Source organism: Curtobacterium sp. RIT-PI-V, assembly GCF_025642935.1.
Lineage (GTDB): Bacteria > Actinomycetota > Actinomycetes > Actinomycetales > Microbacteriaceae > Curtobacterium.
Genome location: NZ_JANZKM010000030.1, coordinates 25,154 through 39,752 on the forward strand (window position 1 = coordinate 25,154; position 14,599 = coordinate 39,752).

Below are 14,599 nucleotides of genomic sequence, written 5' to 3' on the forward strand. Positions count from 1 at the left end.
CGACGTCGGCGCCGCTTCAGTCGTTCGGGACCGTCGTCGCGGTGTCGTCCGGCACCGACGCGCTCGGCTCGGCACCGTCCGCAGGCACGTCGATCGTCATCCAGTCGATGAGGAGCGACCCGGCGGCGTCCGCAGGCGGGTTCCCGGCGTTCGACCCGGCCTGCACCACCAGGTGCATCCGAGCGGTCGGGATGTTCTCCGTCGTGGTACCGACGACCTCGTCGTCGACCAGGAACGACATCCGGTCGGCGGTCCACTCGATCGTGTAGGTGTGCCAGTCCTTCAGCGACGCCTCGGTCTGCTGGTGGATGCACTTCTCGGCGGGGTCGGCCAGGCAGTGCACGTTGAGCCACGCGGGCGCGCCGAGCGCTCCCTCGGGGAAGTCGATCTCACCGTCCGACCACAGGTTCTCGTCGCTCCAGAGCAGCACGGCGACGCCGTAGCCGTCGACCTCGTCGCTGCGCATCCGGATGCTGTACCGGCCGGCGGTCTGCCCGCCCCACTCGCCGTCGACGAGCGGCACGACACCTCCCGCCAGCGGCACCCCGGCGCGCGTGGTGCGCAGACGCACGTCGAGCACGCCGTCGTGCGTCGACAGGGTCGACGCCTGGTAGCGCCCCGTCCCCGCGGTGTCGGCGAACCCGTGGTAGGCGACGAACCGGTCCGAGTACCGGGACTCGAACGTCCGGTTCGTGGCGGCGTCGGCGAAGTCCTCGCCGAACACCCGGGTCCACCCCTCGGGCTCGGAGCTCGGCATCGAGACGCCGCTCGGGTCGTCGAGGGTCACGTCGTCACCGTTCGCCGTGGTGGTCGCGGTCGTGGTGCCGGCGACGATGCCGGCAGCCACGAGCAGGGCGCCGGCCGCGAGCGCGGTCCGGCGGGTGCCGGGGCGCCGCGGCGGTCGGTGCCGGGACAGGCCGCGACCGTGTGCCGGTGGGGCGCCGTGGGCCGATGCCGCGTCGTCGGCGACGTGTTCCGACCAGGTGGGGCGGGCCTCCTGGCCGTCACCCTGCTCGTCGGTCATCCGGTCGTCCACGCGCGGATCTCGGAGAGTCCCACGTTGCCTGTGCTGTTCGAGACGCCCGTCACCGTGAACCGCACCCAGATGACGTCACGCGGGGTGAAGTCGACCGTCAGGGCGTCGCCGCCGTTCGGCAGGGTGCCGACCGCGACCTGGCTGCCGTCCGAGAACGTCAGGGTGCCGCTGGTGACCTGGTCCGAGCTGTTCGGGCGGTCGTGCAGGACGATCCGACCGAGGTGCTGGGAGGCGGCCCAGTCCAGCTGGATCCACACCCCGGTCCGGCCCCACGGGGCGACCCACTCGGCCGTCGGGTTGTCGGGGTAGCCCGACACGACGCCGTCGACGGCCTTCGCGACGGTCTGCCCGGTGGACTGGTCGTCCCACGCGGCGGTCGGGGTGGCCGAACCGGTGACGTCCGCCACCGTCGGCGTCGGGGTGGGCGTCGGCGTCGGGGTGGGCGTCGGCGTGGGCGTGGGCGTCGGCGTCGGCGTCGGCGTGGTGTCCGCCGGCCGGAACGCCCGGATCTCGGCGAGGCCGACGTTCCGGGTCGTGCCGCTCACGGAACCGACCGTGAACCGCACCCAGGTGACCTGTCGGGCGCTGAACGCGACGCGCTGCACGGCTCCCCCGTTGTCGAGCGACGGGACGGCGACGCTGGTGCCGTCGGAGAACGTCAGCGTGCCGCCGGTCACCTGGTCGTCGCCGTTCGGCCGGTCGGCCAGGTCGATCTCGTGCAGGGTCGTGCCGACGGACCAGTTCAGCTGGATCCACGTGCCCGCCCGGCCACCGGGCGCCGCCCACTCCGCCGTCGGGGCGTCCGGGTAGCCGCTCACGACACCGTCGACGGCCTTCACGGCGGTCTGACCGTCGGCCGGGTTCTCGGCGCTCGCGGTGACGGTCGCACCGGCGGTGACGTCGGTGCCCTGCGAGGTCGGCGGGTCCGTCGGGGGCTGGGCCGACGAGCCGACGGCGTACTGCCGGCTCAGCCAGGAGCCCTCCGGGCGCGACGCGCAGGCGGACGTGGAACCGCACGTCTCACCGTCGTACGCGGCGTACGCGAAGAAGGCGGCGGCCTTCGCGGCCGTCTGCGCGGAGCTCAGGTTCGACGGACGGTCCGCGATCGGGTACCCGAGGTAGCCCGTGAACGTGTGCGTCGCCGTGTAGGCGGACTGCGCCTGGTCGGCGAGGTACGCGACGGTGTGGTGGTCGCTGTGGTCGCCGTCGCCGTACGTGCCGCCGTGGTCGAGCGTGTGGATCTCGGTCGGCGCGTACCCGGTGACGAGCCCGGAGAACGTCGCGCGCAGGTCGGTCAGCGAGAAGGAGGTCGGTTGGGCTGCCCCGGTGACGGTGTGGATCGTGCTGATCTGGCCCTCGTAGAGCTTCTCCAGGCTCTCGCCGCCCGTGGCCGCGAAGCCGGAGCCGTCGATGTTGCCGTCCGGCAGCTCGAGGAACACCAGGCTGAGCCGCGGGGCCGTCGCCAGGGTCGCCATGCGGAGCGTGTGGCCGGCGACCGACAGCTGCCCGGCGGTCCAGTTCGACGAGACGCCGGCGATCGACGCGTACGACGCCATCAACCCGTCCTCGCGGGCCTGCCAGTACCAGGCGGGCTTGCCGGCGTCACCTGCGGTGACGACGACCGAACGGACGCACTTGCCGGCGTCGATGTCGGCGCGGAGCTCGGTTCCGGAGAACAGCAGGTCGTCGTCGGCGTGCGCCACCATCGTGAGGACCCGGCCAGCGCTGCAGTCGGCGTTCGCGGAGGGCGTGCCACTCGTCGGTGTGCTGCTCGGCGTGGGCGTCGACGTGCTGGTCGGGGTGCTCGGCGGCGGTGTCTTCCGGCCTCGTGCGTCGGCGGACATCGCACCGCCGGGTCCGGCGATGACGGCGACGACGACCGCCAGGACCCCCAGGACCGCCCCGGCGGACGCGGCGCGCGTGCGCCACGTCCGCCGGGGGGCCCGGGTCGTGCGGTGTTCAGTTCGTGGCATGTGCGAGTCCTGCCGGGGTCAGTTCGTAGACGGCGGTGGTGCCCGAGCCGAAGACGCGCTTCCAGTAGGGCGAGTCGGCCATGGCGGCCGCGAGCTCCTGGTAGTCGGCGTCGGTCTGGTACCCGTACCGCTCGTCGTAGGCGCCGAAGGGCTCGGCGACCAGTGCGTAGTACTTCGTCGCCGGCCAGTCCAGGACGAGCTGGCGGGTCATCGTGGACACGTCGGCCTCGGCGTCGTAGCCCTCCGGCTCCGGGTACGCCCCGAGGACCTCGCGGGACAGCGCCCCGACGTCGAAGTAGCGTGCACCGGTGTTGCTCGGGACGGCGTTCGCCGAACCGGTCAGCAGCATCATGGAGCCCTTCGGCGCGTTCGCGTCGTAGAACTGCGTCGCCGCCGACTGACTGCGCGTCGGGACGCGGTTCCAGTCGAGGGCGGTCTGACCGAACGCGCCGATCCCGACCATCGCGGCGACCGCGGCCGCAGCGATGACGACCTTGACCGCCGTGGGCCGCACCGCACGGGTGACGAGTCGACCGACGGGAGCCAGCCGGCCGCTGGGCATCGGGAGCCCAGCCGCCAGGATCGCGATCCACGGTGTCGCGAACAGCACGACACGGAAGATGCCCTCCTGGCCGTAGTTCGTCGCCACGAGCAGCGAGATCGGGCTCGCCGCCGTGGCCAGCAGTCCCCAGTGCACGCGGTCGCGGCGCATCAGCACGGTGATCACGGCGACGAGGCCGAGGACCACGAGGGCTGCCGCGGGGATGTCGAACGCGAGCCGTGTGACGAGCGGCTTCGGCAGGACCGTCATGTCGTGCGACGGCGGCTGCACGTTGTCGAGCACCTTGCCGACGGCGCCCAGGGACAGGAACTTGCCGAGGATGTCGTCGTTCAGCAGCGCGAAGCCGACGGCCGGCACGAGCACCACGACGGGCAGCCACCAGGGGCGGAGCAGCCGGAACACGATGAGCGTCACGAGTGCGGCGACCGTCAGGTACGGCGAGATCTGGTGGGTGACGACCAGCACGATGCCGATCACGGTGATCGTGATGATCCGCGACAGGCCGACGCGGCGTGCCCGCAGGATCGTCGAGCGGACGCCGTCGGCTGCGGTCACCGCGGTGCGTCGCAGCGGGCCGACGGCCAGCACGAGGATCACCAGGGACATCAGGATGCCCACCGACTGCGGCGAGAAGTACGTCGTGTTGAGCGAGCCGGTCATCGCGGTCAGGAACGCGGCGATCCAGGGGCGACGGTTGCCGGACAGCCAGTTGGCGGCCAGGACCCCGACGGCGATCGTCGTGCTGAAGGCCAGCAGGACGGGGACCCACGCGGCGATGGTCATCGCGTTGTCGATCCCACCGACGTCCGCGACCCAGGCGCCGCCGGCGAACAGGCCGGACCACGTCTGGAAGATGTCGGCGGCCGGGTTCGTGGAGCCCCAGCGGCGGATGTACTCGAGCACGCCGATGTGGCGGGCGGCCGCCATCACGGTGGGCATGCCGTAGGTGATGGCCTGTGCGAGCTGGATCGACCCGCCGAGCACGACGACCGGGATCGCGAGTCCGCGACCGCGCACCAGGGCGACGACGGCAGCGGCGACGACGATCGCCAGTCCGATGACCAGGCCCGGCCCGAGCGACCCGAACAGCCCGTCCGGCACCGGGTCGCCGATGTGCGTGAGCGCGGCGACGACGATGACGAGCAGGCCGACGACCGAGCCGGCGGTGACGGTGTCGGTCGTGGTCCAGCGGCGGGCCGTGGTGCCGTCGGCGGCCGGCTCGAGGCGGGCGCGCTGCAGTTCGGCGACGTCACGCGGCACGGCGATCGCGAGGGCGACGGCGGTGAGCACGACGACCCCGACGAACGGCACCGTGGGGTTCCAGAGCTGGAACGTCGCCATCGTGTAGCCGATGCCGATCGTGCCGACGAGCGACGCCGTGACCGCGAAGACGCTGAAGCGTGCCAGCGGCATCGGGCGGACGAGCAGGAGGGGTGCGACGCCGAGCAGCGCGAACAGGTACACGCCGATCGCGCTCCCCCGCAGCACCGGGAGTCCGGCGATCGCGGCGACCCCGGCGACGAGGAGCGTCAGGACGACGATCGCCGCTGCGGTGAGTCGAGCGATCGGGCTCATCGCGTCCACCGCGAGCGGGCGGGCGGGACCGGCCGAGGCCAGGCCGTGCCGGAGCTCGTGGCGACCACGGGCGTTCCGGTCGATCGTGCCGCCGCCACGCAGGCGTTCGACGAGCGCCAGGAACGGCGCCGTCAGGACCGAGCGCTGCTCGACCCCGCGCAGCCGTCGCTGGGTGGCGGCGAACTCGGCGTCGACCGCGTCGGGCACGCGGTCCGCGTCACCGGGCTGGTCGCCGGCGATGTCCGTCGCACGGTCGCCCTGCTCGAGGCCGAGTCGTGCGAAGGCGCTGAGCGCCTCGGGCGCTGCGTCCACCGATGCGGTGAGCGACTCGCGGTCGATGGCGTTCTTGGTCATCCAGGCTCCGAGTCCGTGGCCGTGCGCGGCTGCAGCGGCGCGGAGCGACGCGACGTCGTCCGCCGATCGCTGCCACGCGATGGCGGCCGGTTCGACGGCGATCGCGGATCCGGCGAACAGCAGTCGTGTGAAGAGGTCGAGGTCGTCGCCGGCACCGACGCGGGTGCCCGGTCCGAAGGCGGTGTCGAAGCCGCCGATCCGGAGCGCGGTCGCGCGGTGCACGGCGAGGTTGTCACCGGTGCCGTAGGCAGCGGCGGCGAAGGGGTGGTGCGGGGGCGCGTCGTCGGTGTCGTCGAGGCGGAACACCCGACGGCGGACGGTGCGGCCGGCCGCGGTGCGGTCGTCGTGCCAGCGCTGCGCGGGGGTGCGCAGTTCGGCGCTGGGGACGAGACCGGTGACGCAGGCGACGTCGGGGTCCGCGGCGAACGCGGCTGCCAACGCGGCGACCCAGCCACCGTCCACGACGGCGCCCTCGGCGACGAACGCGACGACCTCGCCGCTCGCGGCGAGGAGTCCGGCGTTGCGGGCGGCCGCGAGGCCACCGGTCGGCGCGGCGATCGTGGTGACGTGCCGACCGCCGATCTCGACCGTCGCGGTGCCGCCGTCGTCGGCGCCGTGCGAGACGACGACGACGTCGAAGTCGGGGTATTCGTTGGCGAGCACCGACCGCATGGTGGTACCAGCGGCCCCGTCCGTGCAGAGCACCACGGTGACGGACGGCAGCACCAGACCTGCTGCCGGCCGACGCTCGGGTCCCGGCATCGGCCGGATCGCGCGCTGGAGGGCGCGGACGTCGATCGTCCCGCCGATGCGGCGACGCTCGGTGATGTCCGCCTCGACGAAGCCGAGCGGCTCACCGTGGTCGCGGACGAGCAGTCGAGCGCGCCGGTAGCCCGCGGCGCCCTCGAGTGCGACCACGTCGCGGTGGCTGGACGCGTGCACGTCGGCGCGGTCCACCTCGCCGACCCACAGGGCGCCGTCCCACGTCGGGGACAGCGCCCCGGTCACGATCGGCGAGATGACCATCGCCAGGGTCGCGCGGGTCACCGCGTACCCACCGGTTGTGCGACCGGGACGGGAGCCGGGGTGCGGACGACGACGCCACCGAGGACACGCCCGACGGCGTAACCCGTGACGGTCGACGCGACGGAGAGCACGATCGCGAAGGCACGCAGGGCACCGCCACGACCGATGTGGCGCAGTTCGCGCAGCACCGCTCCGGGGATGACCTTCGTCAGGTACGTCGACTCGCTGGCGAGCGAGTCACCCGTGCCGACGCGTCGGCTCAGGACGGCCTTCGAGATGCCCTCGTAGTAGCTGCGACGGCGCAGGTAGCGCATCGTCACGCGGTCCGGGGAGACCCGGTGCGAGACGTTCGAGCGCGGTTCGTGGCGGATGCGTGCACCCGGACGGGCCTGTGCGATGCGGATGCAGAGTTCGGTCTCCTCGCAGCCGAGCGGCTGGTTGCCGACGCGGCCGATGCCGGAGCGGAACCCGCCGGCGAGCATGATCGCGTCACGGCGGAACGCCATGCTCGAGCCGATGACGTTGCGCACGTCGCCGGGGGTCTCGGGCAGGCCGCGGTAGGAGCAGCCGACGATCCAGAGGAGCTCGTCCGCGTACGGGCCGGCACCGGTGGCGGTGGGCCAGGACGGTGTGGCCCGGCCGCCGACGCCGACGACGTCCGGGTCCTCGAGGGCGGTGAGCATGTGGCCGAGCCAGTCCGGGTCGGCCGTCGCGTCGTCGTCCAGGAACGCGACGACGTCGGCGTCGGTGAGGGCGACGCCCGTGTTGCGGGCGCCGGACAGGCCGCGGTCCTCGGTGTTCGGGACGACGCGGAGCTCGGGCCAGCGCGCCGCGGCGCGGGCGAGGAGCTCGGGTTCGTGGTCGATCACGACGACGACCTCGGGGGCCTCGGGCTGGCGCTTGGCGGACTCGACGCTGTCCTGCAGGTCGCCCCAGCGCTGCTGGGTGTAGGCGCAGATGACGACCGCGACGGTCGTCACGCGACTTCCTCCTCGAGGCTGGCCACGGCGGCGACGGGGGCGGCGTGCGGGGCGTGCCCGGCCGCGTGGACCGAGGCGTGCGCTCCGGCCGACGCGGCGTGGGGTGCGGCGGCGTGCGGTGCGGCGGCCAGCTGCTCGGCCGGCGGCACGACGCTCATCGCCGCGCGACGGACCTCGGAGCGGCCGATCGCTGCGCGACGACGCTCGTGCATGATCGACTTCAGCACGCGGATGCCGTCGGTCACGGCGTTCAGGTTGCTCGAGCCGTGCACGCGGAGCTTCTCGTGGCTGGGGACCTCGGTGATCGCGAGCTCGGCGGCCGACCAGCGGCAGGTGAGCACGGTCTCGATCTCGAACCCGTCGCCCCAGAGCATCGAGCCGTCGGACGGCTTCGGCAGCTCGGAGGACAGCAGGCCGATCTCCGGCAGGACGTCGGCCCAGAAGGCGTTGTAGCCGTAGCAGAGGTCGCTGTAGCGGGTGCCGAGGATGATGTTGCAGAGCATGTTCAGGCCACGGTTGCCCATGTTGCGGACGATCGTGATGTCGTCGCTGCCGCCGCCGAGCGAGTAGCGGGTGCCCTTCGCGACGTCGGCACCCTCGACGAGCGCCTGCACGAAGCGCGGGATCTCGTCCGGGTCGGCGGAGCAGTCGGCGTCGAACATGACGACGACGTCGCCGGTGACGGCCTCGAACCCGCAGGCGAGGGCGTTGCCCTTGCCCTTGCGGGTCTGGTGCACGACGCGGATGTCGGGCATCACGCGCTGCGCGGTGGCGATGGTGTCGTCGACGGAGTTGCCGTCGACCAGGATCACCTCGTACACCGGCGGGAGCTTCGGCAGGATGATCTCGAGGTTTCGGGCCTCGTTCCGCGCCGGGATGACGACGGAGACCCTCGGGTCTGCAGGGCGAACGGTACGTGCGGGCATGGGCGCGGTCCTGTCGGGTCAGGGTTGCTGTCGGGTTGTGGCTCGTGTGACGAGCGGCGCGTCCTCGGATGACGCACCGACGACGGTGACCGTCGTCGGTCGAGCAGCGGGACGCGGGTACGACGCCGCCGGCTTCGCAGGTGAGTGGGTACTCTCCCCCGCGTGTCCAACCATCGTCGCGGGCTGGCAGGCGGTCAATGCGCGGTGCGGTCCATTGCGGACACTCGGCTGCGGATACGGAAACCCGCAACACCGCGCCGGCCGCGTGCCGTGGACGCTCCGACAGGCGGACGGGAGGCGCGGTGCCAGCTGGCCCCGCGCCTCCCGTCCGTCACCCGGCTCAGTTCCGGGCCGCGCCCTCCGTCGCGAACGCCGCACGCAGCGCCGTCGCGAGGTCGGCCACGTGCGGTTCCCGCAGCAGCGAGCTGTGCTCGGCCGCGATCCGCACGGTCTCGGTCCGCCCGCGCAGCAGCGCGGACCAGCCGGTCGCGTCCGGGTTCGCATCGGCGAGCACGTACGTCGCCCGTCCGTGGAACGGCGTCGGGTGGTGCCGCCGGGTGACGAGCTCGGCCTGGTCGAAGAAGGCGTCGAAGTCCTTCTGCCCACCGTGCCGCAGCACGCCCGCGCTGTAGGCCCGCGCCCGCTTCGCGACGTGCTCGCCCCACGACATGCCGGACGGCATGACCCGCCGGACGGCCCCGGCGAGGCGCTGGCTGACGACACGGACGGCGGGGTTGCGGTGCTCGCGGGGCTCGAGCCGTCCGAACTGCTGTCGGACCCCCTCGGCCCCGGTCCGCGGCAGGTACGTGTCCAGCAACGCGACGTGCTCGACCTGCTCACCGCTCTCGGTGAGCAGCCGGGCGATCTCGAGCGCGATCAGCCCGCCGAGCGAGTGGCCGACCAGCAGGTACGGTCCGCGCGGCTGCACGATGCGCATCAGGGCGACGTACCGGCGGGCGCTGGCCTGGATGCTCCAGTCCGGCACACCCCGACGCTCGAGGCCGTGCTGCTGGAACGCGTACACGTCGTGCTCGGGCAGGTAGCGGGACAACGGCAGGAACGTCAGGGCGAGCGCTCCACCGCCGGCGAAGCAGAACACCGGCGGACGGCCGGACTCGCGCGCGCCGGACACCTTGACGACGTCGGGGTGGCTCGGCAGCGCCGTCGTGCCGCTCCGCACCCGACGGGCGAACGCCCGGAGCGTCGGGTGCTGCAGGACGTCCGACGAGCGCAGGTCGATGCCGAGACGGCTCTGCACGAGCGCGAGCATCTCCTCCGCCGACAACGAGTCGCCGCCGAGGGCCGAGAAGTCCTCGTCGAGGTGCACGCCGCGCAGGCCCAGCACCTCGGCCCAGATCTGCCCGACCACGAGCTCCCACTGGTCGTACTCGCCCTCGACCATCTCGGTCTCGATGCTCGGTGCTCCCGGCAGCTCGGCACGGTCGACCTTGCCGCGTTCGTTCCGCGGCAGCTCGGTCATGGGCACGATCGACGCCGGCACCATGTACTCCGGCAGGCGGTCGCGCAGGGCCAGGCGCAGGGCCGCGGGCGCGGGCGTGCGCTGGCCCGGACGGCCGACGACGTACGCGACGAGGCGCGTGACGGCGGGCGGGTCGACCTGCGCGGTGACGACGGCGTCGTGCACCTCGGGGATCGCGCGGAGCGCCGCCTCGACCTCGCTCGGTTCCACGAGGTACCCGCGCACCTTGACGGCGTCGTCGGAGCGTCCGAGCAGCACGAGCCGCCCGTCCGGCTCGATCCGGGCCAGGTCCCCCTGACGCCAGGTCGGCGTGCCGTCGTCGGTGCGTCCGGCGCGCTCGGCGGTCTTCTCCGGGGCGCCCCAGTACCCGGCGGTCAGGCCCTGGGAGACGATGACGAGTTCGCCGGTCTCCCCCGGGTCGGCGGGGCTGCCGTCCTCGCGCAGCACGAGCACCTGCTTGCCGGGCAGTGGCCACCCCGCGGGCACGACGCCCTCGGGCGCCGGGGCACCGGGTTCCACGGGGCAGTACGCCACGCAGCCGGTCTCGCTCGACCCGAAGGCGTTCAGCAGCAGTGTCGTCGGGTCGAGGTGCGGTCGGGCAGCAGCGATGTCGGCACCGGTCACCGCCTCGCCGGTGGTCATCAGGAAGCGGAGGCCGCCGAGCGCGGGGCCCGCCCCGGACGCCTGCGCCCCGGGAGCCGTCTGCGAGCCGACGATCGAGCGCAGCAGGTGCGGGGTGCAGACGAGGACGTTCACACCGTCGTCGGCGAACCGTGCGAGCAGGCGTTCGACCCCGAGCTCGCGGGGTTCGAGGAGCACGACGCTGCCGCCGCTCAGCAGCGTGTCGAACGAGAACAGCAGGCCGGCGGCGAACGACAGCGGCAGGACCACGCCGAGGCGGTCGCCGGGTCCGGTGCCGAGGGCGACGGCGTCCTGCTCGGCGTTCGCGAGCTGCTGCCGGTGCGTCAGGACGACGCCCTTCGGCATGCCCGTCGAGCCGGAGGTGAACACGATCGCGAACGCGTCGTGGCCGCCCGGGCGGGTGCCGGCACGGTTGTCGGCCGCTGTGGTGCCGTTCGCGTCGGCCGGAGAGCTCGTCTCCGTTCCGTTGCCCGCGGTCTCGCCGCGTCGTTCGATCAGCTCGTCGAGTGCGTGCACCCGGCCGTCACGGTCGGCGACGACGGTCGCCGCCAGGTCGGCGCGTGCGGCGTCCGCCACGACCTCGTCGACCCCGGCGAGCTGTGCGACGTGCCCGAGGCGGACCGCCGGCAGGTGCTCGTCGAGCACCACCACGGTGCGCCCCGCGCGGACGAGTGCCAGGATCGCGACGACGGCCTCGGTGGTCTGGCCGGCCATCACCCCGACCGGCTTCGACGCGCCACCGGCCACGGCGCCGACGCCGGCACCACTGTGGTCGTCGGGTCGGAGCTCGGCCCCGAGCACCGAGGCGAGGTCGCGCGCCGCCCGGTCCGCCTCGGTGAACGTGTAGGGACGGCCGTCCCCGGCAAGAGCAGCGGCGTCGCCGTGGAGCGCGACCACACGGTCCCAGCGGTCCAGGACGGAGTGGTCGTCGGCCAGCGGGATCGCGGCGCGGTGGGTCCAGTGCTCGGTCGTCGTCAGCGGGTCGGCGGAGGTCACGATGACACCTCAGATGCTCGTCGGCGGGCCGCCGCGGGTCCCGCGCCGGTCCTGCGACGGTACGTCCGACGCGGTACGGCCCACGAGCCGTGTCACGCGGGGTGCGGGGTCACGCAACCCGACCGGGAGGCCCGGCGCACCTCCGCCAGCGTGCTCGGCCCCCGAACGGGGACGGTTCAGGGCCGGGGCCGGCCCGGGTGGGCGCGGAGCATCGTGCGGTTCCGCGCAACCTCGGGATGCGCAGTCCGGAGCCTGTGGATCTCCGATGGAGGCTCGGAGACGCAGGAGTCCGGAGACGAGAACAGCCCCCGGGGATCCCGGGGGCTGTTCTTCGAGTGCTGGGGTACCTGGACTCGAACCAAGAACGACGGTACCAGAAACCGCTGTGTTGCCAATTACACCATACCCCAAAAGGCCTGCTGGCCTTCTGTCCCCGTTGTCCGGGGCACGATCAACTACTGTACAGCATCCCGGAGGTCCACGAGACCACCCACGAGGTCTCGGTGCACTGCCGCGGCCGTCGTGGCACCGTGTCCGGCGGCGACGATGAGCTGCTCCGGCCCGGGAGGGGTCACGTCCCCCACGGCGTACAGCCCGGGAACCGTGGTCCGGCCGACCCGGTCGACGACGAGGAGTCCCTGGGCATCGCGCTCCGGGGCCGTCGGCGCGCCGGGCGTGTCGGTGCGGAGCCAGTCGAGGTCGGCGTGCCAGGTCGGCCGGACGAACCCGCCCGTCCGTGGCTCCACGTGGCCGTCGACGAGCCGGACACCGGTCATGCCGGTCCGGTCGCCCTCGAGGTCCTCGATCACCCGCTCGTCGACCACGACACCGGCACGTGCCAGCCGCGCCCGCCCCGCGTCGTCGAGCGGAGCGACACCGTTCGTGTAGACGATGAGGTCGTCGGCCCACGCCGCGATGAGCAGTGCCCGGTCCACGACGTCGTCGGTCTCGCAGATGAACGCGAGCGGCTCCCCCGCCTTCTCGTACGCGTCGCACTCGACGCAGCTGTGCACCGCGGTGCCGTAGAACGCACGGAGCATCGGCAGTGCCGGGAACTCCTCGCGCAGCCCCGTGGCGACGACGACGGTCCGCGCCCGCGCATCCACCTCGGTGCCGCGCCAGGTCCCGTGCAGCCGCCAGCCGTCGGCGTCGGGGGCCACCAGGTCGACCACGGCCTGCACGATCGTCGCCTCGGGGTACTCCTCGACCTCGGCACGCCCGAGCTTCCGGAGCTCGAGCGGGGAGATCCCGTCGCGCGTCAGGAAGCCGTGCGACCGCAGCGTCGCTGCGTTGCGCGGCCGGTTGGCGTCGACGAGGAGCACCGTGCGCTTCGCCCGCACCAGGTTGAGCGCAGCGCTCAAGCCGGCCGGTCCGGCGCCGATGACCGCGACGTCGTGGACGACCGGGGGGCTCGGCGCGTCCGTGGGCCCTGCAGCGCTGTCCGCGGTGCTCATCGTTCGCCGCTCAGCGGGCCGCGAGGGCGCGGAGCCGCGTCAGGGTGGACTCCTTGCCGAGGATCTCCATCGACTCGAAGAGCGGCGGGCTGATCCGGCGCCCGGAGACCCCCACGCGCAGCGGACCGAAGGCAACCCGGGGCTTCAGCCCGAGGTCGTCGATGAGCGCCGTCCGGAGGGCCCCCTCGATCGCCTCGGTGCGCCAGTCGTCGAGCTGCTCGAGCGCTGCGATGCCGGCCGTGAGCACGGCGCCGGTGTCGCCCTTGAGCGATGCCAGTGCGTCGTCCTCGACCACCAGGTCGGCGTCAGCGGTGAACAGGAAGCCGAGCATCGCCGGGGCCTCGCCGAGCAGCTGCATGCGCTCCTGGACGAGGGGCGCCGCCTTCGTCAGGACCTCGGTCTGCTCCGCGGTCGGCGGGTCGGCAACGAGGTCGGTCAGGTACGGCAGGAGCCGGGAACGGAAGTCCGACGCCTCGAGCAGCCGGATGTGGTCGCCGTTGATCGCCTCGGCCTTCTTGTGGTCGAAGCGCGCCGGGTTCGGGTTGACGTCGGTGACGTCGAACGCCGCCACCATCTCGTCGATCGAGAAGACGTCACGGTCGGCACCGATCGACCAGCCGAGCAGCGCCAGGTAGTTGACGAGCCCCTCGGGGATCATGCCGGCGTCGCGGTGGTGGAACAGGTTCGCCTCGGGGTCGCGCTTCGAGAGCTTCTTGTTGCCCTCGCCCATGACGTACGGCAGGTGACCGAACACCGGGATCGCCGGTGCGAGCCCGATCTCGTACAGCGCCTCGTACAGGGCGATCTGTCGCGGGGTCGACGACAGCAGGTCCTCGCCGCGGAGGACGTGCGTGATGCCCATCAGGGCGTCGTCCACCGGGTTCGTGAACGTGTACAGCGGCTTGCCGTTCGGCCGGACGACCACGAAGTCCGGGAACGTCCCCTGCTTGAAGGTGATCTCGCCACGGACGAGGTCGTCGAAGCTCAGGTCACGGTCCGGGACCCGGAGTCGCAGCGCCGGCTCCCGACCCTGGTCGCGGAACGCCTGGCGCTCGGCGTCGGACAGGTCCCGCTCGTGGTTGTCGTAGCCCTGCTTCGGATCGCGGCCAGCAGCCTTGTTGCGGGCCTCCATCTCCTCGGGGGTGACGAAGGACTCGTAGATGTGCCCGGACGCCTTGAGCTTCGCGATGACGTCGTCGTAGATCGCGGTGCGCTCCGACTGCCGGTACGGTCCGTGCTCGCCGCCAGCGTCGACGCCCTCGTCCCAGTCCAGCCGGAGCCAGCGCAGGCCGTCGAGGATCTGCGCGTAGGACTCTTCACTGTCCCGCGCGGCGTCGGTGTCCTCGATGCGGAACACGAGCTTGCCGCCGGTGTGGCGTGCGTACGCCCAGTTGAAGAGCGCCGTGCGGATGAGCCCCACGTGCGGGGTCCCCGTCGGGCTCGGGCAGAAACGGACGCGGATCTCGGACCCGGAAGCAGAGGTGAATGGCGCAGTCATGACCCGCCAATGCTACCGTCACGTCCTGCTCGAGCGACCCGTGAACGCAGAAAACCCCTGACCAGTGCTGGTCAGGGGTTCCCTGGTGTTACTACGG

8 protein-coding genes and 1 tRNA gene are annotated in these 14,599 nt (G+C 72.7%); all 9 read right to left on the reverse strand.

Translation table 11 applies throughout. The features are described 5' to 3' along the window. Positions 1 to 16 precede the first annotated feature (16 nt). Entirely contained in the window at positions 17 to 1,024 is a 1,008-nt protein-coding gene (locus OGL88_RS15430) for a glycoside hydrolase family 16 protein (RefSeq protein ID WP_263092015.1), read from the reverse strand. After that, positions 1,021 to 3,009, reverse strand: coding sequence for a PIG-L family deacetylase (locus tag OGL88_RS15435; protein WP_263092016.1), 1,989 nt, complete (start codon positions 3,007 to 3,009; stop codon positions 1,021 to 1,023). Before OGL88_RS15435 ends, OGL88_RS15430 begins: the two co-directional genes overlap by 4 nt. Then, positions 2,996 to 6,547: a glycosyltransferase gene (locus tag OGL88_RS15440; RefSeq protein ID WP_263092017.1), complete on the reverse strand. Its 3,552-nt coding sequence runs from the start codon at positions 6,545 to 6,547 to the stop codon at positions 2,996 to 2,998. The genes OGL88_RS15435 and OGL88_RS15440 overlap by 14 nt, the downstream gene beginning before the upstream one ends. Further along, the gene (locus OGL88_RS15445) at positions 6,544 to 7,506 is read right to left on the reverse strand and encodes a glycosyltransferase family 2 protein (protein WP_111086028.1); all 963 of its coding nucleotides are present in this window, start codon (positions 7,504 to 7,506) and stop codon (positions 6,544 to 6,546) included. The genes OGL88_RS15440 and OGL88_RS15445 overlap by 4 nt, the downstream gene beginning before the upstream one ends. Then, complete coding sequence (locus OGL88_RS15450; RefSeq protein WP_205462643.1) at positions 7,503 to 8,432, reverse strand: glycosyltransferase family 2 protein; 930 nt, start codon at positions 8,430 to 8,432, stop codon at positions 7,503 to 7,505. The genes OGL88_RS15445 and OGL88_RS15450 overlap by 4 nt, the downstream gene beginning before the upstream one ends. A gap of 340 nt (positions 8,433 to 8,772) precedes the next feature. After that, a complete protein-coding gene (locus OGL88_RS15455) occupies positions 8,773 to 11,550 on the reverse strand; it encodes an alpha/beta fold hydrolase (RefSeq protein WP_263092018.1) in 2,778 nt (925 codons plus the stop codon). A 338-nt stretch (positions 11,551 to 11,888) separates the two neighbouring features. Next, positions 11,889 to 11,960, reverse strand: a tRNA-Gln gene (locus OGL88_RS15460). A 45-nt stretch (positions 11,961 to 12,005) separates the two neighbouring features. Next, the gene (locus OGL88_RS15465; RefSeq protein WP_263092019.1) at positions 12,006 to 13,004 is read right to left on the reverse strand and encodes an NAD(P)/FAD-dependent oxidoreductase; all 999 of its coding nucleotides are present in this window, start codon (positions 13,002 to 13,004) and stop codon (positions 12,006 to 12,008) included. Between the two features lie 10 nt (positions 13,005 to 13,014). Next, positions 13,015 to 14,502, reverse strand: a complete 1,488-nt coding sequence (gltX, locus tag OGL88_RS15470) for a glutamate--tRNA ligase (protein WP_263092020.1) — start codon at positions 14,500 to 14,502, stop codon at positions 13,015 to 13,017. Positions 14,503 to 14,599: the final 97 nt, after the last annotated feature.